Annotated in this window: 18 protein-coding genes; 8 read left to right on the forward strand and 10 right to left on the reverse strand. The window is 68.6% G+C overall.

Annotated features, from left to right (window positions below):
• Positions 1-198: 198 nt before the first annotated feature.
• The 3 genes from FL344_RS01720 to FL344_RS01730 are packed head-to-tail and all read right to left on the reverse strand — an operon-like array spanning position 199 to position 1,855.
• Positions 199-561 carry a PEGA domain-containing protein gene (locus tag FL344_RS01720; RefSeq protein ID WP_141617246.1) on the reverse strand — a complete coding sequence of 121 codons (363 nt, stop codon included), beginning with the start codon at positions 559-561 and terminating at the stop codon, positions 199-201.
• 22 nt (positions 562-583) lie between these two features.
• On the reverse strand, positions 584-1,507 hold the full coding sequence (locus FL344_RS01725) for a hypothetical protein (protein WP_141617247.1): 924 nt from the start codon (positions 1,505-1,507) through the stop codon (positions 584-586).
• 12 nt (positions 1,508-1,519) lie between these two features.
• The gene (locus FL344_RS01730; protein ID WP_171410519.1) at positions 1,520-1,855 is read right to left on the reverse strand and encodes a PilZ domain-containing protein; all 336 of its coding nucleotides are present in this window, start codon (positions 1,853-1,855) and stop codon (positions 1,520-1,522) included.
• 220 nt (positions 1,856-2,075) lie between these two features.
• On the opposite strand from FL344_RS01730, the gene FL344_RS01735 reads away from it, so the two are divergent.
• Positions 2,076-2,816: an FKBP-type peptidyl-prolyl cis-trans isomerase gene (locus FL344_RS01735; protein ID WP_228564684.1), complete on the forward strand. Its 741-nt coding sequence runs from the start codon at positions 2,076-2,078 to the stop codon at positions 2,814-2,816.
• Position 2,817: 1 nt separating this feature from the next.
• Here the strand turns inward: FL344_RS01735 and FL344_RS01740 are convergent, their stop codons facing one another.
• From FL344_RS01740 to FL344_RS01750, 3 genes are all read right to left on the reverse strand, one after another.
• Positions 2,818-5,028, reverse strand: coding sequence for a hypothetical protein (locus FL344_RS01740; protein WP_141617249.1), 2,211 nt, complete (start codon positions 5,026-5,028; stop codon positions 2,818-2,820).
• Between the two features lie 33 nt (positions 5,029-5,061).
• A complete protein-coding gene (locus FL344_RS01745; RefSeq protein ID WP_011553608.1) occupies positions 5,062-5,265 on the reverse strand; it encodes a cold-shock protein in 204 nt (67 codons plus the stop codon).
• A 115-nt stretch (positions 5,266-5,380) separates the two neighbouring features.
• On the reverse strand, positions 5,381-7,255 hold the full coding sequence (locus FL344_RS01750) for a M2 family metallopeptidase (RefSeq protein ID WP_141617250.1): 1,875 nt from the start codon (positions 7,253-7,255) through the stop codon (positions 5,381-5,383).
• 151 nt (positions 7,256-7,406) lie between these two features.
• On the opposite strand from FL344_RS01750, the gene FL344_RS01755 reads away from it, so the two are divergent.
• The 5 genes from FL344_RS01755 (at position 7,407) to FL344_RS01775 (ending at position 12,819) form a co-directional block, all read left to right on the forward strand.
• Positions 7,407-8,468: a hypothetical protein gene (locus FL344_RS01755; protein ID WP_228564685.1), complete on the forward strand. Its 1,062-nt coding sequence runs from the start codon at positions 7,407-7,409 to the stop codon at positions 8,466-8,468.
• Positions 8,468-9,025 (forward strand): DUF3105 domain-containing protein, encoded by a 558-nt coding sequence (locus FL344_RS01760; protein WP_141617252.1) that lies wholly within the window; start codon positions 8,468-8,470, stop codon positions 9,023-9,025. The genes FL344_RS01755 and FL344_RS01760 overlap by 1 nt, the downstream gene beginning before the upstream one ends.
• 167 nt (positions 9,026-9,192) lie before the next feature.
• A complete protein-coding gene (locus FL344_RS01765; protein WP_194862947.1) occupies positions 9,193-10,107 on the forward strand; it encodes an SDR family oxidoreductase in 915 nt (304 codons plus the stop codon).
• Positions 10,108-10,219: 112 nt separating this feature from the next.
• Positions 10,220-11,677, forward strand: a complete 1,458-nt coding sequence (locus FL344_RS01770) for a metallophosphoesterase (RefSeq protein ID WP_141617254.1) — start codon at positions 10,220-10,222, stop codon at positions 11,675-11,677.
• A 20-nt stretch (positions 11,678-11,697) separates the two neighbouring features.
• Complete coding sequence (locus FL344_RS01775; RefSeq protein WP_141617255.1) at positions 11,698-12,819, forward strand: heparan-alpha-glucosaminide N-acetyltransferase domain-containing protein; 1,122 nt, start codon at positions 11,698-11,700, stop codon at positions 12,817-12,819.
• 1 nt (position 12,820) lies between these two features.
• Here the strand turns inward: FL344_RS01775 and FL344_RS01780 are convergent, their stop codons facing one another.
• Positions 12,821-13,309, reverse strand: coding sequence for a VOC family protein (locus FL344_RS01780; protein WP_186817649.1), 489 nt, complete (start codon positions 13,307-13,309; stop codon positions 12,821-12,823).
• Positions 13,310-13,452: 143 nt separating this feature from the next.
• Here FL344_RS01780 and FL344_RS01785 point away from each other — a divergent pair, with 143 nt between their 5' ends.
• Together FL344_RS01785 and FL344_RS01790 are read left to right on the forward strand one after the other, a co-directional pair.
• Complete coding sequence (locus FL344_RS01785) at positions 13,453-15,231, forward strand: von Willebrand factor type A domain-containing protein (RefSeq protein ID WP_141617257.1); 1,779 nt, start codon at positions 13,453-13,455, stop codon at positions 15,229-15,231.
• Positions 15,232-15,323: 92 nt separating this feature from the next.
• Entirely contained in the window at positions 15,324-16,019 is a 696-nt protein-coding gene (locus FL344_RS01790) for an expansin EXLX1 family cellulose-binding protein (protein WP_141617258.1), read from the forward strand.
• 15 nt (positions 16,020-16,034) lie between these two features.
• Here FL344_RS01790 and FL344_RS01795 read toward each other — a convergent pair whose 3' ends face one another.
• The 3 genes from FL344_RS01795 to FL344_RS01805 all read right to left on the reverse strand — a co-directional run.
• Positions 16,035-21,590: a DNA repair ATPase gene (locus FL344_RS01795; RefSeq protein ID WP_141617259.1), complete on the reverse strand. Its 5,556-nt coding sequence runs from the start codon at positions 21,588-21,590 to the stop codon at positions 16,035-16,037.
• Positions 21,591-21,732: 142 nt separating this feature from the next.
• Entirely contained in the window at positions 21,733-23,895 is a 2,163-nt protein-coding gene (locus tag FL344_RS01800) for a hypothetical protein (protein ID WP_171439636.1), read from the reverse strand.
• Between the two features lie 114 nt (positions 23,896-24,009).
• A partial coding sequence (locus tag FL344_RS01805; RefSeq protein WP_141617260.1) for a hypothetical protein occupies positions 24,010-24,613 on the reverse strand: 604 nt, incomplete at its 5' end.

Here is a 24,613-nt window from a genome sequence, read left to right on the forward strand (position 1 = left end):
AGGGGGCGGACCGAGCTGGCGGCGGTACGGCAGCGGCGGCGGATTTCACGGCGGCGGTGGAACGACCTTTTCTGCGGCGTCCGATGGCGCTCTCCTCTTCAGTCCCAGCTACGGCGGCGTCATGTCCTGATTGCACTTCACGAAAGCACAGGAAACGGGCTTTCGTGGAGGCCCGCCCGCTTTACACCCAGCCCGGCGTCACTCCGAACCACCGGCCTTCGGCCCAGAGGCGCGGAGCTGGATGGTCAGCCGCGCGCGGGCCCGGCTGGGCTCGAAGTACGTCGTATAGGGCCAGTACCCCTGCTTCTTCACTTCAATCTCGTGCAGGCCGCTGCCCACTCGCAGCGCCTTGGGGGAACCCGAGAAGTCGCTGCAGAGCCCCTGCCAGACGCCATCCAGATACACCTCCGCGTCCACGGGCTCGCAGACCAGGGCCAGGTTGCCGCTGGGATTCTGGGCTTCCGCCATCAACTCGCGGGCCTTGAGCAGGGACTCCGGCTCCTGACGCTTCGCACACCCAGCGAACGTGGACACCATCACCAACAGCAGAACCTTCCGCATCAGCTCGCCGAGGACCTCGAAGTCACTGCGTGACGATCACGACCCGGCCCTCGGCTAGGAAGCGCGTGTTGGCCTCGACGAGCGCCTTCGCATCCTCCGAGGCGAGCACCAGGTCGGAACCCTTGGAACCCTTGGCCTTCACCACCAGGGGCTTGTCCCCCACCAGCGAGGCCTTCTTCGCCGCATCCAGGCTCTGGAACCACGCGGCCACGGCTGTCGCGGCACGGCGCTCGTTGGCCAGCGCCGCCGCGCCGTAGAGCGCCTTGCCGCTGTCATCCAGCAGGCGGGGCGCCAGCACGGGCTGCACACCGAGCCCTCGCGCATCCACCACCAGCCCTGTGTACTTCTTCGTGCCCGCGCCGTTGATGGCGATGACGGTGTCCGCGGCGGGCGGCGCGAACAGCGACGCGGTGAGGGCCGACAGCGGCACCTCCACGTCAATCTCCACGCCACTGTCTGAGAAGAACCGCCGGGCGACGACCTTGTAGCCACCCATCGCGGCCTCCACCCGCTTGCGGACGTCCTCGCGGGCCAGCTCGTCCGCCACGGTGCGGCCCGCGCTGATGTGGAGGCGCCCGGCCTGGTCCATGAGATTCTGGACGGCGGATTGCTTGGCGGTCCGCTCAGCGCCCAGCCGGGCCTGTCCGGGGTTGGAGGCCTTCAGGTCGGGAGCACCCACTCCCGTGGCCCGCAGAACCTGCCCTTCCCAATTGACGCCCGGTGCCCCCGGTGCCGTTTTCACGGCGGCGACGGTGGGCTTCGGGGCCTTCGCTTCCTTGCCCTGGCCGAACGCGGTCAGTGGCACGGCCAGCAATATCCCCCACAGCGAGTGCCTCACGGGAAATCCTCCAGCCCCTCGTCCGACGTCGCGGGTCGTGTCAGGGCAGAATGGCATCCCATTCAACGGGCCTGCTTCCGGGGAAGTCAAGGCAGGCCCCTGCGGCACGGCGGGTATGCGTCAGTTCTCGTTGCCGTGACGGTCGACGTAGGCGTCGATCATCTTGCGGTGACGGTCGGTGAGCAACGTGAAGCGCACACCCGAGCGCTCGCGCTTGGCCCCCAGCTCGGCCCACTCACGGACCACTTCACCCTCGGCGTAGATGATCTCCTCCGAGCCCGGGAGCTGGAACTGGAGGCCGATGCGCTTGGCCTCGTGCTGGGGCTCGAGCAGCCGGGCGAGGCTCAGCCCTTCCTGGCTGATGTCCGCGGCCCGCGACATGTACGGCACGCCACCCATGTACTTGTTCAGGTAGATGTCGAGGGGCGCCCGCTTGTTCTTCCGCTTGTCGCTCATGGCTTCTTCGCCTCCGGTCAGGTGGTGCAACAGGTTGCTCCGGGGGTGAAGCAACCTGGATGCAGGGTAGAGGCGCGCGCTGAACGCGCAAGAAAACGGACGGCGCGCGGAGGACTCGCGCGCTCGCTGTGCTTCCTCGGTGAATTCTTCGCGCGGGCTTGTGTCTTCCGAGCACGCGGCCACGCTCTATAGTGCGCCGGTTCTCATGAAAGGTGGATGCATGCGATCGATGTGGACGGCGGCCCTGGTGTTCGCGCTCAGCGCGACGGGCGCCCAGGCGCAGGACTCGAAGTCGGCGAAGAAGCCCGCGGCCAAGGCCGCACCGGCGACTCCGGCCGCCGCGCCGGCGGCGCCCGCTGCGCTGTCCGAGGAGGACCAGCAGACCCTCTACACGCTCGGTCTCTCCATTGGCCGTGACTTGTCCCTCTTCGCGCTGTCGCCCGAGGAGCTGAAGGTGCTGCAACAGGGTCTGTCCGACGGACTCGGTGGAAAGACGTCCGACATCGACCCGAAGGAACAGGCGCAGCGGATTCAGGCCTTCGCCAAGAGCCGGCAGGCCCTCGCGGGCAAGGCCGCGCTGGAGCGCGCCGCCAAGGAGCCCGGCGCGGAGGTGCTTCCCTCCGGCGTCGTCTACAAGCAGGTCCAGGCGGGAACCGGCCGCAGCCCGCGCGCCATCGACACCGTCAAGGTCCACTACGAGGGCCGGCTGGTGGACGGCACCATCTTCGACACCTCCGCCCGCCGCGGAATCCCCGTCGAGTTCCCGCTCAACGGCGTCATCCCCTGCTGGACGCAGGGCGTGGCGAAGATGAAGGTGGGCGGCAAGGCGAAGCTCACCTGCCCCGGCAACACCGCCTACGGCGAACGTCCGCCGTCCGGCTCGCGCATCCCGCCCAACGCCGTCCTCACCTTCGACGTCGAGCTCATCGACATCCCCGGCGACACGTCCCGGCAGCCGTAGGTCAGCGACTCAGGGCGGCCTCGGCGGCGCGGAGCAACGGCTCCGCGCTCACCGGGGCCCCGGTCGCATGAATCATCCACTGGTCCGGCGTCACCGAACCGTAGGTGGCCATGCGTTCGAACTCGGCGCCCAGCGGTCCCTTGCGCTTCAAGTGTTCTTCAATCTGGAACGCGATGAGGTGGCCCAGCGGATAGTCGGGCAGGTAGAGCGGATAGCTGATCATGTGGCTGTAGACGGCCAGCAGCGTGCTCCCCTCCCCACCCAGCACCGGCGCGAAGTACTGGTTCCACACCTCGCGGGCAATGCCCACCACCGCCTCGCGAAGCTGCACGGGCGTGGCATCCGGGTGCGCGTACATCCAGTGCCACACCGACATGTCCACCAGCGCGATGCCCGCGCGCTCCCACGTCTGCCACAGCTCGCCGAGCACCCGCTCCCGCTCGCTCGCCGCGTCCGGCTTGCCCAGTCCGAGCAACTCCAGGTCGCGCGACTGGAACACGAAGGCCAGCGCCTCCGTGAAGGCGTTGTTGGGCACCCCCGCGAGCAGCGTGTGGTCCACGCCGTAGAGGCTGAACACCTGCTCCACGTTGTGCCCCAGCTCGTGCACCGCGATGTTGTAGCCCTTGTAGTCCATGCCCCCCTTCTCCACGCGCGTGCGCAGCCGGGGGAAGTCGCCTCGCCGAAGCGCCGGCTGTGCGTGCCCCGCTCCGCGCGACGCGTCCACGCGAATTCGCTCCGCCAGCCACACGGCCTTCGCCTTCGTGAAGCCCATGCCCTGGAGGATGCGCGGCAGGTCCTTCGCGAACGCCTCCGCCGTGGGGTAGCGCTTGCGCGTCAGCGCATCCAGTTCGGACTCCTTCCGCTTGCCGCCCGGATTGAAGCCCGAGTACCAGAGGTCCTGCGGCTCCAGCTTCCGGCCCAGGCGCGCTTCAATCTCCTTCGCCACGCGCGGCACCAGCGGTGACTCCAGCACCTGTGTCAGCAGGGCCCGGACGCGCGCCTCAGGCAGCTCGCGGCCCAGCTCGAAGCTCCGGGCGATTCGCGTGGGTGCCACCGGCACGTAGGGGTCCGCCAGACGCGCCGCATGGAAGGTGGCCAGCAGGTGCGCGTAGCGCGTGTCCGGCTCCGGCGACGCATCCGGCTTCGTCGTGCGCGCGGGCGCATCCGCCTCCACTGTCTGCGGCGGCGCCACCGTCACGGTGTTGGTGAAGGGGTCCCAATCCAACCGCGGATTGTTGATGACGGCCGCGGGAATCGTCTGCGTGATGATGCGCTCCATCACCTGGACGATCATCCGCTGCTTCAGCGCGCCCGTCACCGCGTCGGAGTAGTCACCCTTCAGCTCGTCACGCAGGTTCCAGTGGCTGATGAGTCGCAGCCCCTTTGGGAAGGGGCGCCGTCCCTGCGCATCCACCAGGTGATGCATCCAGATGTTGTATTCGGCGATGTACAGGTTGGCCGCGGCGATGGCGCGCGAGGACGCCTGTTCAATCTCCGCGGGGACGCGCTGGTTGAAGCGCCCGGCCAGCCGCGTCTCGGCCCACTGCCGCCGCGTCCATGACGGCCCCTGCTCCACGCGCTCCGCCAACGTGGTGAGCGGGAAGTTGAGCAACACCACGAACCCCACGCGTGCGCGGAACAGGTCCGTGGTGACGTGGGCGGCCGGATCATACGCCGCCACCAGGGGCTCCACCGGCAGCAACGGCCCCAGGTCCAGGTCGGTGTACCACTGGAGCTCGCGCCCGATTTCGTACAGGTGACCGTCGAGCTGCTCGAACAGCCGCTCCAGCCGCTGGAAGGTCGCGTCGAGCGCGCTTGGATCGGACAGGAACTGTTCACGTGCGAACGCCGCGAGGTCTCCGTCCTCCGGCCGCCACATCGCCGCCACCTGATCCACGCCCCGCTCGATGCGGGCCCGCTGCGCCTCGCCGTGCCGCGTCACGAGCTCCGCCTTCAGGGCCGCCGCGTCGAACGTGGACGTCATGGCGGTGGGCTCCTTCTCCGGGACGTTGGCAGGGGGTGGTGCCTTGGACGACGCGGCAGGGAGGGCGGCCGTGCCCGTGCTCGACGGCACGGCTGGCGTGGTGGAGCAACCCAGCGCGGCGAGGACGGGCAACAGACAGACGCGTGAGCGGCGGAACTTCGTCGACAAAGGCACGGAGCGCTCTCCAGAAAGCACGAAGGGCCCGACCCCGTGGGGCCGGACCCTCATGATGCATCAGAAGCAGTTCGAACGACGCTCGGCTCAGGCCGCGCGGACGTTCTGGGCCTGCAGGCCCTTGGGGCCGCGGGTCACTTCGAACTCCACCTTCTGGCCCTCCTGGAGGGTGCGGAAGCCATCCATGTTGATGGCGGTGTGGTGGCAGAACACGTCCTCACCACCACCGTCCTGGGTGAGGAAGCCGAAACCCTTCGCATCGTTGAACCACTTCACGGTACCAGTAGCCATTTGCTCTCTTCTTCTTTCGTCACGGACGCGAATATCCGCCGTCCGGTCCTACGAGCGAACCCGCCTAGACGGCTGCAATTTAAGCGTGGCCGCCCGGCGCGTCTACTCCAGACCGTCACCAACCGCACTTCTGGCCCTTGTTCTGCGCCTGGAGCCAGGTGCGGAGCGGGCTGAAGTAGTCGAGCAGCGGCGTGGCATCCATCTGCCGGGTTCCCGTCATGGCCTGGAGCGCGTCGGGCCACGGCTTGCTCGCACCCAGCTCCAACATGGCCTGGAGCCGCTTGCCGGCTTCCTTGTTCCCATAGATGGAGCACTCGTGGAGGGCGCCCTTGTAGCCGGACGCCTCGCAGAGCGCCTTGTGGAACTGAAACTGGAGGATGCGCGCCAGGAAATACCGCGTATACGGAACGTTTGCAGGCACGTGGTACTTGGCCCCTGGGTCGAAGTCCTGCTCCGAACGGGCCACTGGCGCGGCGACGCCCTGGTACTTCTCCCGAAGCGTCCACCAGGACTTGTTGTAGTCCGCCGGCTGCACGCGGCCGGAGAACACCTCCCAGCGCCACTGGTCCACGAGCAGACCGAACGGCAGGAAGGCAATCTTCTCCAGCGCGTCCTTCATCTGAAGGTTGATGAGGTTCTTTTCGTTCTTCGGAACGGCCTTCAGCAACCCCGCCTGCTGCAGGTAGCCCGGGGTGATGGACAGCGTGAGCGCGTCACCAATGGCCTCGTGGAAGCCGTCGTTCGCGCCAGCCTGATAGAGCACCGGGAGCTGGTAGTAGTACGTGTAGTAGTAGTTGTGGCCCAGCTCGTGGTGGATGGTGACGAGGTCCTCCTCCGTGGGCTTGATGCACATCTTGATGCGCAGGTCGTTGCTGAAGTTCACGTCCCAGGCGCTGGCGTGGCAGACGACGTCGCGTCCTTCCGGCTTGGTGAACTGCGAGCGCTCGAAGAAGCTCGGCGGCAGCTCCTTGAGGCCCAGCGAGGTGAAGAACTTCTCACCCAGCTTCACCATGCGCATCGCGTCATACTTCTGCTGCTTCAGCGCCGCGTCCACGTCCAGGCTGGCCTGGCCGGGGAAGGGCTCCACCAGCGGGTAGATGTTGTTCCACTCCTGCGCCCACATGTTGCCCAGCAGGTGCGCGGGAATCGGCTTGCCGTCGGGTACCTTGTCGGCGCCGTACTGCTTCGCCAGACGGCCGCGCACGTAGCAGTGCAGGTCGTCATAGAGCGGCTTCACCTGGCCCCACAGGCGCTGGGCCTCGACCTCGAACTCGGCCGGCGACATGTCATACGCGGAGCGCCACAGCGTGCCCAGGTCGTTGAAGCCGATGTCCTTTGCGCCCTCGTTGGAGATGGACACCAGGCGCTCGTACAGCGGCCGCATGGGACGGGCCACGGAGTGCCAGCCCTGCCACGCGTCCAGCAGCTCGTCGTAGTTGCGGCTCTCCGCGATGACGTCGGACAGCACCTCCAGGTCGCGGCACTTCCCCTTCCCGTCCGGCCCGCAGTACTTGCCCTTGCCGTAGAGGCCCTCCAGCTTCGCCGCCGTGGCGGCCAGCTCAGACCGCCGCGCCGCGTCCGACGGCGCCGGCAGCGCCTGGGACACCTTGAGCAGGTGCAGCATGCGCGCGGTGTCCGCGTCCAACGTCAGGCCCTCGAAGCGCCGTGCCTCCTTGATGGCGCCGTTGACGTAGGCAAGCACCTCTTCGTTGACGAAGGCGGCGTTCTGCTCGGTGTCATCGGTGATGTACGTGGACTTGATCCACTCCGCGGTGGCTTGCTTCGTCCACAGGCGCTTGAGGTCCGCGTTCACCTTCTCCGCGAAGGCCTTCGCCTCTGCCGGCGTGGGCTGCGCCGCGGCGGCGGGGGACTCGGCGGGCGTGGGCGCCTCGCGCGTCACTTGCGAATCCTGGGCGCACCCCAGGAAGGCGGGCAGCGCCATGACCGCGGCCGCACGCAGGAGGGAATTCAGGGGACGTTTCCGGTTCATGGCCGCCGACCGTAGAAGAACCCGCGACTGATGACACTCCGAAACTGGGTGGTCCCCTCCCGGTTCGGCGCTGGATCTGCCCGGCCGGGTACCGTGCGGGCGCTCCATGCACGGCCTCCCGTGTCGCCCCACTGCATTAAACCTTCACCCCATGTTGCTCGGACACATGAAGGACCCCCGCTGGCCCGCATCCGAAGAGGCGCTGGCTGACGCTCGTGACTTCCTGAGGGCGCTGAAGGATCGCCACGTCGTGGTGGCGCCCCACCCCAGCGTGGACGGGCTCGCCGCAGGGGCGCTGGTGCTCCGCGCGCTCCAGGCCGTGGGAGCGCGGGTCAAGGCGCAGGTACCGGCCAAGGGCGAGCATGCCTTCTCCCCAACCTTCCAGCAGCGCCTCCGTGCGGCACAGGCCGACGCATGGGTGGTGCTCGAGATGTCGTCGGATGCGATGGACGACTCCGTCGCTCCGCCGGACCTCCCCACGCTCATCGTGGCGCCCCAAGCGGCCCCGGCTGGCAAGGCGGGCACGACCGTGCTCTCCGCACGGGGATTGGAGCCCGCGGTCAGTTGCAGCCTGCTCACCTACGCGCTCGTGTCGCCCTGCGTGGTGCCGGGCCCGTTGGAATGGCTGGCCGTCCTGGGGACCGTGGCGGACCAGGGCGTGGATGCGCCCATTCCCTTCCTCAAGGACGCCCTCCGCCGGGCGGGGCGCACCGCCGTGACGGAATCCGTGGCATTGCTGAACGCGGCCCGGAAGTCCTCCCGGTACGCGGCACCGCTGGCGTTGGGGGTCCTCCTTCGAGCGGGCAGCGCCACCGACATCACCCGGGGCAACGTCCCTGGCGTCGATACATTGCATGACTGTCGGCTGGAGGTGCAGCGCGAGGTGCTGAGGTGCTCGAAGACGCCACCTCGCATCGCCAGTCCCGTGGCGCTGTTGCTGTTCAGCTCGGAGGCCCAGGTCCATCCGCAGGTCGCGGTGCGCTGGGCCCAGCGGCTCCCCGAGCACATCATCATCGCCGCCAACGCGGGCTACCTGCCGGACCGCGTGGACTTCGCCGTTCGCAGCCGGACGCCGATGGAGCTCGGAGGGCTCCCGCTCAACGCAACCGGAGGCAGCCTCTCCCGGGAGGACTTCCTCCGCTTCGCCGCCGGACTGGGCTTCAAGGGCCTGCGCGACATTGACGTGGAGCGGCGGGGCGCGTTTCCCGGCTGATGCGGTATGACGCGGCCGTGATGCCACGCCCGCTCCTCCCCCTCCTGACGGTCCTCGCGCTCGCCGGCTGCGGCGACACTGCTCCCGACGATGCCGACGCCTGCGAGCGGTTCAGCTTTCCGCTGTCGGCGCCGAGCCCCTCCCACCACCTCGACACCTGCTCGAGCGAAGGGTGTGGCAACGGAGAGAATCCGCCCAACTCCGGCCTCCACTGCGGCAGCGTGGCCCCGTGCGGGAGCGCCTCCGAGCCCGTCTCCCCTTGCCTCTATGTCCACAACCTGGAGCACGGCCACGCGGTGTTCCTCTACAACTGCCCGGATGGCTGTCCGGACGAAGTCGCCAAGCTCGAAGCCGCGGCGGCGACTGCGCCTCGGGGAGGCAATGCCGTCCGCCGGGCCCTCGTGGCACCGGATCCCACGCTTCCCCGGCGCGTTGCAGCGATGCTGTGGCGCCGGACGTACCTGGCGGACTCCACGGACCCCGAGGCCCTTCGCTGCCTGCTGCGGCTCCAGGACGTCGACGCGCCGGAGCCGAGGCTCACCTGCCCCGCGCCCTGAGCCGCACAACCTCCTCGCGCGATGTCGAACAGGTGAGGAGATGAAAGGCCGCGGCGCGTTCCTCCGTGAACCCCGCCGACTCGCCCAATCATGACAGGAGGTGTCAACAATCCTCCGTAGTCTCGCCCCTCGGTACGGACATCCCCCAGGAGGCGGGCATGCGGGACATGAAGGATTCACTGAAGGGACGCGTGGCACTGGTCGCGGGCGGCACGCGAGGAGCAGGCCGGGGCATCGCGGTGCAGCTCGGCGCGGCGGGCGCCACCGTCTACGTCACGGGCCGGACGACACGGGCCCAGCGCTCGGAGCAGAACCGGCCGGAGACCATTGAAGAGACCGCCGAGCAGGTGACGGCGGCGGGTGGGCTCGGCATCGCCGTGCAGACGGACCACTTGGTGCCCGAACAGGTCCAGGCCCTGGTGGAGCGCATCGATGGGGAACAGGGCCGGCTCGACGTGCTCGTCAACGACATCTGGGGCGGCGAGTCCATCTTCGAGTGGAACAAGAGCGTGTGGGAGCACTCGCTCGACAAGGGGCTGCGGCTGCTCCGGCTGGGCGTGGACACGCACCTCATCACCAGCCACTTCGCCCTGCCGCTGCTCATCCGCCGCCCGGGAGGACTCGTGGTCGAGGTCACCGACGGCACCGCCGACTACAACGCGACGAACTACCGCATCTCCACGTTCTACGACCTCGCGAAGGCCTCCGTGCTCCGGCTGGCCTGGAGCCAGGCTCGAGAGCTCAGGCCCCATGGCGCCACCGCCGTCGCGCTGACGCCGGGCTGGATGCGCTCCGAAGGCATGCTGGAGCACTTCGGCGTCACCGAGGCGAACTGGCGCGACGCGACGGTGAAGGAGCCCCACTTCGTCATCTCGGAGACACCGGCCTATGTCGGCCGAGCCGTGGCCGCGCTGGCATCGGACGCGGACAAGGCCCGGTGGAACGGACAGTCCCTGTCCAGCGGCCAGCTCGCACGCGTCTACGGCTTCACGGACCTGGATGGCAGCCAGCCCGATGCCTGGCGCTACGTCGTCGAGGTCCAGGACGCGGGCAAACCCGCCGACGCCACGGGTTACCGATAGACATTGCCCAGAGTGGGTCTTCCAGGACCACGACTCGGGTGCTATTGATTTCCTCGCAATACTCGTTTTGCGGCCATCCCTGTCCGCAACACCCCCTTGCGAGGAGACACCTTTGAGACACCTGAGAACCTCGGTCCCCGTGGCACTGCTGGGCCTGCTGGCGGCGTGCGGCGGCCCGGTGGAATCACAGCCCAAAGTCGAGGTCGCCACCACCGAGTCCGCGCTGAACTGCGACTCGATGAGCCGGGCAGTCCATCACCGCATCAAGCCGGCCAACGAAGACAGCCTCTACACGCTCAACGCGAACGAGGCCGCCAACGCCGCCACCATCTGGGGCTACACGGAAGACCGGGGCGTGGCCTTTCTCGCCGCGGCCTCCACGGGGACGGGGCTGTCCCCCGTCTACCGCATCTACAGCCCCAGCCGGCAGGAGCACTTCTGGACCATCGATGAGGCCGAGCGGAACGACCTCATGCAGAACGGGGGCTACACGACGGACGAGAACGTCGGCTTCTACGCGTCGAAGACGGCCGCGTCATGCCTCGTTCCGGTGTACCGCTTCTCCAACACCACGCTGCGCAAGCACCGCTTCGCCATCACCGAGGCCCAGCGCGACGCGCTCGCCTCCACCGGATGGGTCAACCAGGGCATCAAGTTCTACGCCGCCCCGGAGTCCGCGCCGCCGGTCGACACGAAGTTCACCTTCGCCGTCATCCCCGACACACAGAACGAGGTCCTCACCACGCCCCCCACGCGACTCACGCACCGGCTCCAGTGGCTGGTGGACAACCGGAGCTCGCTCGACCTGCGCTTCGTGCTGCACACGGGCGACGTCGTGAACTGGGACACGCCGGACCACATCCAGTACGTGCGCGCCAGCGAGGCCACCGAGATTCTGGACGCCGCCGGCCTGCCCTACGTCTACGCCATTGGCAACCATGACACCGCGGCCGTGTGCCCCGGCGGCAGCGCCTGCCCGGGCAACGTCAACGCCAACCTGCGCGACACCACCACCTTCAACGCGCACTTCCCGCTCACGCGCTTCACCGCGCTGGGAGGCGTCTACGAACCGGGGAAGATCGACAACTCCTACCACACGTTCTCCGCCGGCGGCCTGGACTGGCTGGTGGTCAACCTGGAGCTGTGGGCCCGCACGGGCGCCGTGGACTGGGCGAAGACGGTGCTGGCGCAACATCCGCGTCACAACGTCATCATCAACACCCACTCCCACCTGAATGGCAGCGGCGCCATCGAGCAGAGCAACGGCGGCTATGGCAACAACAGCCCGCAGTTCGTGTTCGACCAGCTCATCAAGCAGTACGCCAACGTGCGGTTCGTCTTCTCCGGGCACACGGGCAATGCCGCGTACCGGGCCAGCACGGGGGTCCACGGCAACACCATCCACCAAATCCTGACGTCGTACCACGAGAACACATCGAACCTGACGCGGCTGGTGGAGGTGGACACGGCGGCCAACACCTTCTCCACGCGGGTGTACTCGCCGATGACGAACGCGGAGAAGCAGGACGGCTCTAAATTCACCATCAGTAACGTGAGCTGGGTCCGCTGATGCTCTAGGGTAGGCGGGCTGTGACGTCCACGCCCGCCTCCCCTGCCCTCGTCTCCCGTGATCGCATCCGAGCCATCGACTGGCTCCGGGGCATCGCGGTGCTCTTCATGGTCCAGACGCACACCCTGGCCTTGCTCACGCCCGAGCTGCGGCAGAGCGAATGGGTGGCGCGGCTGCTGCGCGTCGACGGGCTGGTGGCCCCCGCGTTCATCTTCTCCGCAGGCTTCGCCACCGCCCTGATGATGGTCCGCAGCGCCGCCAGCGGCGTGCTCCGCGAGCGCGTCCACCGCAACCTCCGCCGCGCTGGCGAGGTGCTCGCGGTGGCCACCCTGGTCAACTGGGCGTGGTTCCCCCTGCTGCGCGAGCCCCAGTGGATCTTCCGAATGGACATCCTCCAGTGCGTGGGCCTGTGCCTGCTCATCGTCCTGCCGGTGGCCGCGCTGCTCTCCGCGCGCCCCAAGGTGCTGAGCGCCGGTGCCTTCGTGCTGGCCATGGCCACGTTCGCCGTGTCGCCCCTGGGTGAACAGGTGGATGGCCCCTGGGCCACGCTGACGGAGAAGTCCTCCTTCGCGCCCTTCCCGCTGCTGCCCTGGCTGGGCTACGCGTGGCTGGGCGTCTTCGCGGGAACGGTGGCGGGCGCCTGGGGCCGCGCCGGGCTCATCAAAGCGCTGCTGGTGCTGATGGGGCTGGGCTTCACGGGCGCGGTGCTCGGTGACTTCCTCTACGGCCTATACCCGCCCCACCGCTTCTTCGTCGCCAATCCCTCCAACGCGGCGGCGCGCTTCGGCTGGGTGAGCTCGGTGCTGCTCGTGTTGACGTGGCTGGAGGCCCGGGTCCCGGTGAATGCAGCGCCGTCCCGGCTGCGGCGCTTCGTGGAGGTGTTCGGCACGTCGTCGCTGTCCGCGTACTTCTTCCACGAGATGCTGCTCTTCTACCGACTGGGCGGCGTCTTCTCCTTCCAGCGCTTCTGGGGAGACCGCAGCGGCTGGCTCCAGTACTGGGTGCTGACGGCCGTCATCATCGGCCTCACCTTCGTGCTGTGCGTCGCCCTGGACCGGCTGGAGCGCGTGCTGCGGCCCGCGCTCCGGAACCTCTCGGGACGGCTGTTCCGGCAGGGCCAGCATGCCCCCGCCGGGCGCTGACTCAGTGACCCGCGGAGGATAGCGACTCGAAGGCGGCGATGACCTCCTTCGGCGCCTGCACCAGCTCGATGAGCACGCCCTCTCCGCCGAAGGGGAACTGCTCACTGCCCTTGGGGTGGATGAAGCAGATGTCGAAGCCCGCGGCGCCCTTGCGGATGCCGCCGGGAGCGAAGCGAAGGCCCTGGGACTCCAGCCACTGCACGGCGACGGGCAGGTCGTCCACCCAGAGGCCCACGTGGTTGAGCGGCGTCTCGTGGACGCGGGGCTTCTTCTCCGGATCCACGGGCTGCATCAAGTCCACCTCCACCTTGAAGGGGCCCGCGCCCGCGGTGACGATGTCCTCGTCCACGTTCTCGCGCTCGCTGCGGTAGGTGCCGTGGGGCGTCAAGCCCAGCAGGTCGACCCAGAGCTTGCGGAGCGGCGCCTTGTCCGCGCCTCCAATGGCGATCTGCTGAACACCCAGAATTCGAAATGGCCTGGCGGTCTGCATGGCGCGGCACCCTGTCAGACGGTGGTGCTCCAGACAAGGACGCCCGGCCCGGGTGTTCGCCGGAAAATTCATTCGGCGTTAGACCCTTTCTCGCGGGCCATGCGTTTTCGGGAGGCGACCTACTCACCGACCTTGGAGCCCCGATGTCCCCCTTCTCGCTGAAGCGCCAACTGACTGTCTGGGGAAGTGCCCTTCTCGTCGCCAGCACCCTGCCCGCGTGCCACAACCGGAGCCCCGCCACCGACGAGCGGCCGAGCCAGGGGGCCGCACAGCCCGTTGCCAGGGATGACGACGCCGCGCCCGATTCTGAGCGAGAGGAGTACGTCGCGGACCGGGTCAGCGCCGAGCATTCCGTGGCAGCCCCGGCCCCTGCGCCCCCCCCGGCTTCCGCGCTCGCCGAGCCTGTTGCACGCGCCCCCGCGCCGGAAGCCGCCAAGAAGGTCTCCCTGGGCAAGGCCGAGCTGCACCGGCGCGAAGCGCGCCCCATGAAGCCGTCCGCTGACGCCTTGGCGGGCGCGCCCCTCGAGTCCAAACCACAAGACGCCGCTCCCGCGGGCGGCAACACCTTCGAGGCCTGGAAGGCCAACGCCTTCGTCGAGACGGCCAAGGACCCGCTCTCCACGTTCGCCGCGGACGTGGACACCGCGTCGTACACGGTGTCGCGCCGCTACCTCGTCAACGGCCAGCTCCCGCCCGCCTCCGCCGTCCGCGTGGAGGAGTTCGTCAACTACTTCAAGTTCCGTTACGCGCCCCCGGAGACGGGCACCTTCGCGGTGCACCTGGAGGGCGCGCCCTCGCCCTTTGACGCCAAGCGCCACTTCCTGCGCGTGGGCGTACAAGGCAAGGTGGTCTCGCGCTCGCAGCGCAAGCCCGCGCACCTCGTGTTCCTCGTGGACACCAGCGGCTCCATGCACTCGGAGGACAAGCTGCCGCTCGCGAGGGAGGCCATCAAGGTCGCCGTCAAGAACCTCAACGAGAACGACACCGTCGCCATCGTCACCTACGCGGGCAACACCCGGGACGTGCTGCCGCCGACGCCCGCCACCGACGTGAAGAGCATCCACGCCGCGCTCGACTCGCTCACGGCCGGTGGCGGCACGGCGATGGGCTCCGGCATGGAGCTGGCCTACCGCCACGCCGTGAAGAAGGCCTCCGGCAGCGTGGTGTCCCGCGTCGTCGTCCTCACCGACGGTGACGCCAACATCGGCCGGAACGTGAGCGCCACCGCCATGCTGGACAGCATCCACAAGTACACGGCCGAGGGCGTCACCCTCACCACCGTGGGCTTCGGCATGGGCAACTACCGCGACGACCTGATGGAGAAGCTCGCGGACAAGGGCAACGGAAACTGCTTCTACGTGGACAGCCTGCGCGAGGCGAAGAAGGTGTTCGAGACGCAGCTCACCGGCACGCTGGAGGTCATCGCCAAGGACGTGAAGTTCCAGGTGGAGTTCAACCCCGCGTCGGTCCGCCGCTACCGGCTGGTGGGCTATGAGAACCGCGACGTCGCCGACCACGACTTCCGCAACGACAAGGTGGACGCGGGCGAGATTGGCGCCGGCCACAACGTCACCGCCGTGTACGAGGTGGAGCTGACGGGTGAAGCCACCGAGCCGCTGGCCACCGTCCGCGTCCGCGCCAAGGCGCCCAACGGCACCGAGGCCTCCGAGCGCCAATTCCCCTTCGAGCGCACGAAGCTGCGTGACACGCTGGCGCAGGCGTCGCCGGACTTCCGCTTCGCCGTCGCCGTGGCCGCCACCGCCGACGTCCTCCGCGACAGCCCCTCCGCGGAGGGTTGGAGCCTGGCCACGGCCGAGAAGCTGGCCGAAGGCGCCACCGAGGGTGACGCCGACCGCAAGGAGTTCGTGCGGCTGGTGACGCAGGCCCGCGCCCTCAAGGGCGCCTCCGTCCGGGGCCGCTGACACCGGGGCGCAAGCCCGCATACACGTCGGGGTGGAGGGTGCCCGGGGCCCTTCCACCCCGACGCCGTTTTTGCGGGGTATGCTGAGCGGCCATGCACCCTCTTCGCTCGAAGTCCCGGCGCTTCCTCATCCCTGTCGCCGCGGCGTTCATCGCCTGTGGCGGTTGCAGTGACGACCCGTCTGGCGGCGGCGCGCCGCTGGGCGAGGAACAACAGGGCATCGCCACCTACTACAACGCCACCGGCTCCGGCAATTGCAGCTACGAGCCGACGGGTGACTTGATGGTGGCCGCCATGAACACGCCCCAGTACGCCAACAGCGCGGCCTGTGGACAGTGCGTGGACATCACCGGCCCCAAGGGCTCGGTCCGCGTGCGCATCGTGGACCGCTGCCCGGAGTGTGAATCCGGCCACCTGGACCTGAGCCGGCAGGCCTTCGCCCGCATCGCGGAGATGGAGCAGGGCCGGGTCAACATCACCTGGACGCCGGTGTCCTGCGACGTGGCGGGGAATATCGAGTACCACTTCAAGAACGGCAGCAATCCCTGGTGGACCGCCATCCAGGTCCGCAACCACCGCCTCCCCATCCAGAAGCTGGAGTGGCGACGCGGCACCGGCGGATGGCAGGACGTCCCGCGCGAGAGCTACAACTACTTCGTCAACTTGAGCGGAATGGGCGACGGACCCTTCTCCGTGCGCGTCACCGCCGTGGACGGCCAGCAACTGGAAGACACGCTGGACAGAGTCCTCGACAACCGCAGTGCCGAGGGCTCTGGCCAGTTCCGCTAACGCGCGGCGCGCGGTTCAGCGCCGCAGCATGGAGCGCAACAGCTCCAGGGCCTCGGTGACGTTCTGCCAGACCTGGAGCGACTTCATGACGCCCTCGCCCTCGCCCTGGATGGCGCGGCGCGAGGCGCGCTCCAGCGGGAGCAGCACGCCCTCCACCAGCTCGATTTGACGGCTCAGCTCGGCGGGTGACGGCCCCGTGAGCGCGGTGCGCTGCAAAGCCTCCGCAGGCACGTTGGCGGACACATTCACAGGACGCTCCGCCAGCGCGGTGATGGCGCGGGAGAGCTGCTCCATGTACGCGCCGAAGTCAGGCGAAGGCGCCAAGGCCGCCATCCGCACGGTGGGCGCGGACTCCGCCGGAGGCTCCGGCGGACGCTCCGCCTGCGCCGCCACCCGCTCCGTCAGCGCCTTGAGCAGGTGCGCCATGTGCTTGAGGTATGGCGTCAGGTCCGGCCCCGCGGCCACCACGGGCGCCGGGGTGGCCTTCGCGGCCTTCACGGACTCGCGGCCCACCTGCGCCACCTCCAGCACGGCCTCGCGCAGGGACTCCAGGCGAGGCAGCACCTCCACCACGGGCCCCGGCTGCTCGTCACGCGCCTGGCTGGCGGAGACGTGGTTGGCCGCCTGCACCACCGCGTCCCGCACCGCGCCCAGCTGCTCCTCGATGCCGCTGAGCTGACCGGTGACGCGGGCCACGGGGTCGTCGTCCTTGCCGCCCATGCGCTTCACGCGCGCGAAGCCCTGCTTGATGTCCTCCCAGCGCTTCGCCTTCTCCGGCGTCAGGCGCCCGCGCATCTCCGCCAGCTTGAGCAGGTTCTGCTCCGCCGCCGTCGTCAGCGTCTGGGACTCGCCCTGGTAGTGGTCGTCGATGAGCCGCTCGAGCTCGTCGTCGGTCATCGCGGAGACAATCTTCTCCGTCAGCTTGTTCATGTTGCGGTAGCTGCCCTGCAACTTGAACGCGGGCTCGGAGCGGAAGCGCTCGTCCTGCGCCGCCGAGGCGATGTACTGCAGGTTCACCTTCAGCAGCACCGACTGGGCTCGGAACATGCGCTGGAACACCGCGATGATTTCCTGGAGCTCCGCCGCCGCGTAGCCGTGCTTCAGCTCGCCCGTCTGGACCTCCTCGCCCTGCGCCATACGAATGAGGCGGTGCGTGTCCGCCGGGTCGCGCGTGGCCAGCGGCGCCGTCACCGTGTTCGAGGTGAGCGCGTTCTCGATGTAGCTGAGCGCGAACAGGTGCTCCTTGCCGTCGAGGATGTCACCCAGGTTGTAGGTGTCCGCGCGGTTGGCGAGCATGTCCGGGATGCGGAAGCGCTCACCCGTCTCCGTGTACGGGTTGCCGGCCATGACCACGCAGAACTTCTTCCCGCGCAGGTCATAGGTGCGCGTCCGGCCGTTCCACACGCCTTCCACGCGGCGCTGGCCGTCGCATAGAGAGATGAACTTCTGGAGCAGCTCCGGGTCCGTGTGCTGGATGTCGTCGAGGTAGAGCATCACGTTGTTGCCCATCTCGAAGGACAGGTTGATGCGCTCCACCTCCTGCCGGGACGTGGCGTTGGGCGCCTCGGCCGGGTCCAGCGACTTCACGGAGTGACCCAGCGCCGGGCCGTTCACCTTCACGAAGGTGAGCCCCAGGCGGCTGGCGACGTACTCCATCAGCGTCGTCTTGCCGTAGCCCGGAGGCGACATGAGCAGCAGCATGCCCATGCGGTCCGTGCGCTTGCCCTCGCCCGCCGCGCCCAACTGCTTCGCCAGGTTGGCGCCGATGAGCGGCAGGTACACCTCGTCGATGAGCCGGTTGCGCACGAAGGACGACAGCACCTTCGGCGTCAGCTCCTCCAGGCGCAGCTTGCGGCGCTCGCGCTCCAGCAAGTCCCTCAGCAGCGCACGGTATGCCTGGTACTGGGGCACCCGCACCTGCCGGAACTCGCCCAGGCGCGCCAGGAACTCGTCCAGGCGCAGCGGCAGCTTCCGGTCCTGGATGCGCGAATGGTTGCCCAGCAGCGCGGAGACCTCGGTGGCCGTCAGCGCGCCCGCCGTCTCGCGGTCCAGCTTGGAGCCGGTGAGCAGCAGCACCGCCGTCTCCAGCGCCACATGGACGGAATCCCCCGGACCGCCCTCGCGCTGCGCGAGGTAGCCGTCCAGCCACACCCGGGCGAGCTCCAGCCGGGCGCCCAGGTCCTTCTCCAGGCCGCGCAGGTCGTCCTCGAACGCGGACCGCGTCCCGTGCCGGTCGAGCTCATGCAGGAACGCGTCCCGCAGCGCCACCGCCTCACCGCTGGTGGTGAAGCGCGGGTGCTCCGCGCCCAGCTCCTCGACGAGGTAACGGCCCGCCTGCCGCGGCTCGGCCGGCGAGTGCGCCAGTCCGTTCGCGGTGAGAAACGTGGCGATGCGCTCTCCCAGTGCCTCGCCCACCTCGGCCATGCTGCCGCCGGACGCAAAGGTGGTGCGCAGCCGCGCCAGGCTGCGCGCGCGCCGCTGGAACACTGTGCGGGCCGCCTCGTCCACGTCAAAGGCCCAGTACAGCGCCGCCCAGGCGCGCGGCACCGGCGCGAAGCGCAACAGGCCGGCGCCCTGGTGCAGGCCCAGCAACTTCTCCAGGATGGAGACCGCGTCCGCATCATGGACGCCACGCTCGTAGCCCTCGTCGAAGCGGTCGGCCGCGTACGCGCGCACCTTCTCCAGCAGCGTGCCGCTGATGAGCGCCTCGTGCAGCGCATCCAGCGACTGGCCACGCTTGCCATCCTCCGCGTCCGCCAGGAGGCAGCCCGCGAGGTACTCGGAGCGGTAGACGGCCGGCGACTCGGAGACCAGGTGCTGATCCCAGAGGTCGCGGTACTTCAGCAGCTCCGCGTCATCCACCTTCTGCGCGTAGTCCGTGCCGGTGAGCTGGAGGTACAGCTCGCCGTCGCGCGGAAGCAGCGTCAGGTCCAGCGGCTGCGTGTTGACGTTGAAGCGGTACGTCCCCAGCTTGATGACGTTGTCGCCATCCGCGAACAGGTCCTGCCGGTCCCGCAGGGCGCGCAGTGCGTCCTGCTTGGCGGACTTCACGCGCGACATCACCTCGTCCGCGCGGACGCTGTCCTGAAGCTCCATCAGCTGGTCGGCCAGCTGGCGCAGCTTGAGGATCATCGCGTCGGAGGCGTAGTAGCCGTTGAGCTCGTCGTCCGTCTTGAAGGACTTGGCCCGACGCTGCACGCCCTGGAGGATGCGCTCCGCGGCCCCGAAGAGGCTCTGCGCGCGGCGCTGCCGCTCGTCCAACAGGGACTGCTTGCGCGCGCCAAAGGCCTCCAGCAGCTCCTCGCGCTTCTGGGTGATCTGCTCCAGGAACTCGTCGAACTCGCCGAAGCGGCCCTCCAGCTCCTCCAACTGCACGGTGAGGCGGGACATCGCCTCGTCGCAGCGCTCCGGGCTGTCCGCCTGCGACAGCGAGCTTTCGATGCTCTGCCCCAGCAGCTTGAACTGCGCGCCGAACTCCGCGCGCTTCTCCCGGCCGGACAGCTCCTTGCGCTTGGCCGCGAGGCTGGCGCGCACGCGGTTGAGGCGGCTGAACAGCTCGGAGATGCCCTCCAGGATGCGCGCGCGGGCCAGCGGGTCACCGACCTGGAGACCGCCCACGACCTCGCCCAGGACCTCCAGGCCGTGGGCCGTCCGCTCCACGTCCTCGCCCAGGGGCGCCAGCTCCACGGACGTCTGCACCGGCTCCAGCTGCGCCAGCAGCTCGTCCAGGCGCGAGGCCAGCGGCGCCAGCGCCTCGCCCGTCTGGAGGAACTCCACGCAGGCCGTGCTGACCCGGTCGGACGCCTCCACCACCGCGGTCTCCAGGACGTCCACGCGTCCCAGGTCCATGTAGCGGATGTCCTTCAACGTAATCAGGTGCCCGCGCTGCTTGCGCAGGTCCGCCAGCGCCTGCATGAAGGCTTCCGCGTGCGTGAGGTTCTCCGGCTGGACGCGCAGCAGCAGCGTCTCCTGCTCCACCTCCGCAGCCGCCAGCGACTCGGTGGCGCGCTTCTGCATCGCGACCACCTTCTCGAACTCATCGATGATGAGCTCGGCGGTGCGCCGCAGGGTCTCCACCGGTTCCTGGAGGCCCGTCTCCTCATGGCCCAGCCAGTAGTACGCGTCCAGCGCGCGGGTGGCCGAGGACACCAGGTCCTCATACGTGCGCCGGGTGGGCTTCTCCGACTTCGCGATCCGCTGAATGGTCAGCGCGTCGGAGATGCCGCGCACCAGCTCCGCGTTGCCCACCTTGCCCAGGTAGCCCGGGGCCGGCGGCGTCCCCGCCGCGTGCTCCGCGGATACGAACGGGGTCTGCCACACCTGCATCGGGTGGACGCGCGTGGGCTCATCCGACGCGGAGCGGAAGATGACGAGCTGCCCGTCGGAGAACAGGCTCATGCCGTGCGCGACCAGGGGGTTCTGCACCTCCTTGCGCACCAGGTTGTACGGGAAGAGGACGTAGCAGCCGTCCGTCCGCCGGTGGAAGATGTAGAGCACGTCCTCGCCGTTGGGCGAGCGGATGGCGCGCTTGAACTCCATGCCTTCCGACGCCGCGGCGCCGTCGAAGACCTTGAAGTCCCCTGTCTGGAGGTAATAGCCGCCCGGGAAGACGATGCCCTGGTCCTCCGGCAGCCGCACGCACGCCTGCCCCATGGCGTCGATGCGCACCACGTGCTGCGTGCGCGAGTTGAAGACGAGGTAGCGGTGCGTCTTCTCCCGGAACGGCAGCACCCGCAGCAGGATGAGCGTGCCCACCTGGGCCCAGGCGAACTCGGCATCGTCCAGCGACTGGTCCGGGTCGTCCACGGGCTCGCTGTAGATACCCATGCCGGTGGAGGTGTTGTCCTCCACCTTGATGGTGAGGTCGCCCTTCACCGTCTCCACGAACACCTGGTCCAGCACGTTGACGTGCGGGTGCTGGCCGGTGACGTAGTTGTCCCGCGTGGCCACCGTCCACTCGAAGTCGTGCGACGGCGGGAAGACATGGTCGCGCTCGCCCTGGTTGTCCAGGTAGGTGGCGCGGCCCTCCAGGTCCAGGCTGAAGCGGAAGACCTTGATGTCGCGCAGCGACTGGCCCGTCTGGAAGACGGCCAGCAGGCGCGAGTCCAGCTTGCGAATCTGGAGGAGCTTCGCGTCCTTGTAGTACTTGTAGAGCTCGCCGAAGTCCTTCACGAAGCGCGGGTCCGCCAGGAACCCGCCGGCCTCGGAGGTGGGCACCGCGGAGAAGTCGTACCCGTCGGCCGTCTTCTCGAACTTGTGCAGGGAGAACACGTCGGAAACCGACGTCTCCCGCTTCAGGCCGATGAAGACGTTGTAGCCGAAGAGCAGGTACTTGCCGACGCTGGCGATGTCGCACGGGACGCAGTTGTGCTCGGTGCGAACCCGCTCGTTACCGATGACGGTCAGCTCGGTCCCACCGAAGAGCGCCTTGCGCCGCCCGTTGAGGTCCGTCGCCTTCGCGCCCAGCACATCCGCCTGCGACAGGAGCCGCGAACGGATGACCTCGTAGCTGCCGCCTTCCAGCGCCGCCTCGCCCGCGGGCGCCGCGCCCTTGCCACCGTCAGTTGCCATGAGTGTTCACCGGAAATGCGAAGACCCCCACCCCCGCACCCTCCCGAGCGGAGGGGCGCCACCCCGGAGGGGAGGCCGGAGTGAGGATCGTCTTACGGCCGTGCCACCGCCGCCTGTTCACGGCGGTGGCCCATTGGGACTGTCAGCCCTGCTTGTCGACCGTGCCCGGACGCGCCACGTCTTCCACCAGCGCCTTGAGCCCGGCGGAGGTCGCGGCCACGGGGCTGGCCGCCATCTTGTGCAGCAGCGCGGCCACGGCCAGGTTCTGCGCGTCGTTGCTCAGGCCCGGCTTGGAGAGAATCTCCTTCAGGTCGGCCGGCAGGTCCTTCTCGCCGTTGAGGTAGCCGCCCAGCGCCGTCTTCAGCGCCTCGCCGTGGTCCAGCGCGCCGTCCACCGCGGTGCCGAACGACACCGCCTTGACGAAGCGCTCGAAGAACTGGCCGTCGCCACCGACGATGTTGAACTTCGCGTTGGCGAACGCCTTGGCCAGCACCTCGGCCTGCGCGTGCGCGATGTCCTTCTTCGCGCGGATGGCCTCCAGCTCCACGTCGCGCTCCTTGTTGAGCTTGAGGCGGAACTCCTCGTGCTCGCGGCCGACGCCGTCCATCAGCTTCATGGACGCGGCCTTCTCCGCCAGACCGCGGGCCTCGGCCAGCAGCTTCTCCTGGATGGCAGCGGCCTCGGCGAGCTGCTTCTCGCGCGTAGCAATGGCCTCCGCCTCGCCGCGCTTCTGGATGGCGCTGGCTTCCGCCTCCAGCACGCGCGCCTGGGCCAGGCCCTTCTCCTGCGCACCCGCGGCCTCCGCCAGCAGCTTCTCGCGGACGATGTTCGCCTCCGCGTGGCCCTGCTTCTCGATGGCGCCCGCCTCGGCTTCCTTCACGCGGACGTTGACCATGCCGAGCTTCTCCTGCGCCTGCGCGTCGGCCTCCTTCACGCGGACCTCGGCCAGGCCCTCGGCGGCGGCCTCGGCCTGGACGCCCTCGGCCAGACGGACCTTCGCCTTCGCCGTCTTGTCAGCGGCCTCCAGCTCGGCCTCAGCCAGCGTCAGCTTCTCCTTGGCGGTGAACTTGGCCACCTCGTTGGAGGCCTCGGCCGCCTTGATGTCCTTGACCAGCTTCTCCTGCGCCTGCGCCTCGGCGGTGATGAGCAGCGCGTCCTTGCGGCGGGTGGCCTCGGCCTTCACGCGCAGGTCCTTGATGCGCTCCTCCTCCTCCGCCACCGTCTTCTCCACGGCGATGCGGGCCCGCACCACGTCGGCGATGAGCTTCTTCTCGCCTTCGAGCGCCTTCTCCTTGGCGATGCGCTGCAGCTCCGTCTCACGCTCGCGGTTGATGGCTTCCAGGGCGCGGTCCTTCTCCACGCGCTCGGTCTCCACGCCCACCACGCGCTCGCGGTTCTTCTGCGCGACCTCGATCTGCCGGGCCTTGTTCTGCTCGTTGATGTTGATTTCTTCCTCGGCCTTGATGCGCGCCAGCTGGGCCTTGGCGTACTCCTCCTGCTTCACGCGCTCGGCCTCGGCCGTCTCGCGGGCCTGGATGCTGTCGATCTCGCGCTTCTGCTTCGCGGCGGCCTCTTCACGCTGACGCTCGAGGGCGAAGATGGCCTCATCCGCCTCGACGTTGCGCTTGGTGACGGCCATGCGCTCGTCCTGGCGCAGCTCGTTGGTGAAGACGTTCTGCTTCGTCGTCAGCTCGGTGATCTTCCGGATGCCCTGCGCGTCGAGGATGTTGTCCTTGTCCAGCATCTCGACCGGGGTCTGCTCCAGGAAGTCGATGGCGCAGTCCTCCAGCATGTACCCGCTGAGGTCACGGCCGATGACGTTGACGACCTGATCCTTGATCTCCTCGCGCTTGGTGTAGAGCTCCTCGAAGTCGAAGCTCTTGCCCACCGTCTTGAGGGCCTCGGAGAACTTGGCCTCGAAGAGGTTCTCCAGCGTCTCCTGGTCGGAGGCACGCGCGCAGCCAATAGTCTGCGCCACCTTCAGCACGTCCTCGCGCGTCTTGTTCACGCGGACGAAGAAGGTGACCTTGATGTCACCCCGGATGTTGTCCCGGCAGATGAGGCCTTCCTTGCCACGGCGGTCGATTTCCACCGTCTTCAAGGAGATGTCCATCACCTCGGCCCGGTTGATGATGGGGAACACCACCGCGCCGGTGAAGGTGACGACCGGCTCGTTCTTCAGCGTGTTGACGATGAGCACCTTGCCCTGGTCCACCTGCCGGTAGAGCCGGACGATGGTGAGGAGGATGCCTCCGAGAAGGATGATGCCACCGATGCCGGCAGCGACCGCGGTAATGGGGTCCATGGCCATTTCCTGATTGATGATGACAGCGGGCCTTGTATCAGGCGCCGGAGGTCCCCCGCAAAAGCCCTCCGGCGTCGAATGTGACGGTCGCCCCCTCTGCGCGACCGGTAAAACTCAGCCTCGTGCCTTCACGCGAGCCAATGCCGCTGCGCGGGCCGGATCCTGGAGCTGCTCCATCTCCTCCGGCAGCAACCAGTCGACCGGCTCCACTTCGTAGACGCGCCGTTCGGCGTCGTAGGCGAGGATCAGCGCCGGCTGGCCTCGCTTGAGTTCATTGGGCTTCGCGCAGACGACGTTGAGGATGACGCCCGCGCCGCCGTCCTCGAAGGTCGCGTGGCCCGTCTTGGCCGTCACGCTGCCGCTGGAGATGGTGCACACGCGGCCCATCAGCGCCTCGCGCCCCGGGGCGCGCCTGGCCACGAACACCGGCCGCAGGGGCCGGACCGCGAAGCCCGCCGTCACCGTCCCCGCCCCGAAGCACGCCAGCCCCAGCCCGCTGCTCAGCAGCCACGACGGCATCATCCCGCCCAGCGCCTCATGCAGCGGCTGCGCGCTCACCACCGACAGGAACCAGGCGATGAACACCACGAAGCTCACGGACACGGTGATGGGGATGCCCGCGAAGCCCATGGCCGCCAGGACTCCGCCACCGTCGACGTCGAAATCCGAGTCATGGGCGCCCAGCGCCTTCGCGCCGCCCAATGCCTTGCCCCCCCCC

The sequence above is a fragment of the Myxococcus sp. AB036A genome (assembly GCF_006547355.1).
Taxonomy (GTDB): Bacteria; Myxococcota; Myxococcia; order Myxococcales; family Myxococcaceae; genus Myxococcus; species Myxococcus virescens.

Bases quoted from the DNA above. Each gene is read 5' to 3' on its own strand.
- FL344_RS01720 (WP_141617246.1), bottom strand. From the start codon at position 561: ATGCGGAAGGTTCTGCTGTTGGTGATGGTGTCCACGTTCGCTGGGTGT.
- FL344_RS01730 (WP_171410519.1), bottom strand. From the start codon at position 1,855: ATGAGCGACAAGCGGAAGAACAAGCGGGCGCCCCTCGACATCTACCTG.
- FL344_RS01735 (WP_228564684.1), top strand. From the start codon at position 2,076: ATGCGATCGATGTGGACGGCGGCCCTGGTGTTCGCGCTCAGCGCGACG.
- FL344_RS01740 (WP_141617249.1), bottom strand. From the start codon at position 5,028: ATGAGGGTCCGGCCCCACGGGGTCGGGCCCTTCGTGCTTTCTGGAGAG.
- FL344_RS01745 (WP_011553608.1), bottom strand. From the start codon at position 5,265: ATGGCTACTGGTACCGTGAAGTGGTTCAACGATGCGAAGGGTTTCGGC.
- FL344_RS01750 (WP_141617250.1), bottom strand. From the start codon at position 7,255: ATGAACCGGAAACGTCCCCTGAATTCCCTCCTGCGTGCGGCCGCGGTC.
- FL344_RS01755 (WP_228564685.1), top strand. From the start codon at position 7,407: ATGTTGCTCGGACACATGAAGGACCCCCGCTGGCCCGCATCCGAAGAG.
- FL344_RS01760 (WP_141617252.1), top strand. From the start codon at position 8,468: ATGCGGTATGACGCGGCCGTGATGCCACGCCCGCTCCTCCCCCTCCTG.
- FL344_RS01765 (WP_194862947.1), top strand. From the start codon at position 9,193: ATGAAGGATTCACTGAAGGGACGCGTGGCACTGGTCGCGGGCGGCACG.
- FL344_RS01780 (WP_186817649.1), bottom strand. From the start codon at position 13,309: ATGCAGACCGCCAGGCCATTTCGAATTCTGGGTGTTCAGCAGATCGCC.
- FL344_RS01785 (WP_141617257.1), top strand. From the start codon at position 13,453: ATGTCCCCCTTCTCGCTGAAGCGCCAACTGACTGTCTGGGGAAGTGCC.
- FL344_RS01790 (WP_141617258.1), top strand. From the start codon at position 15,324: ATGCACCCTCTTCGCTCGAAGTCCCGGCGCTTCCTCATCCCTGTCGCC.
- FL344_RS01795 (WP_141617259.1), bottom strand. From the start codon at position 21,590: ATGGCAACTGACGGTGGCAAGGGCGCGGCGCCCGCGGGCGAGGCGGCG.
- FL344_RS01800 (WP_171439636.1), bottom strand. From the start codon at position 23,895: ATGGACCCCATTACCGCGGTCGCTGCCGGCATCGGTGGCATCATCCTT.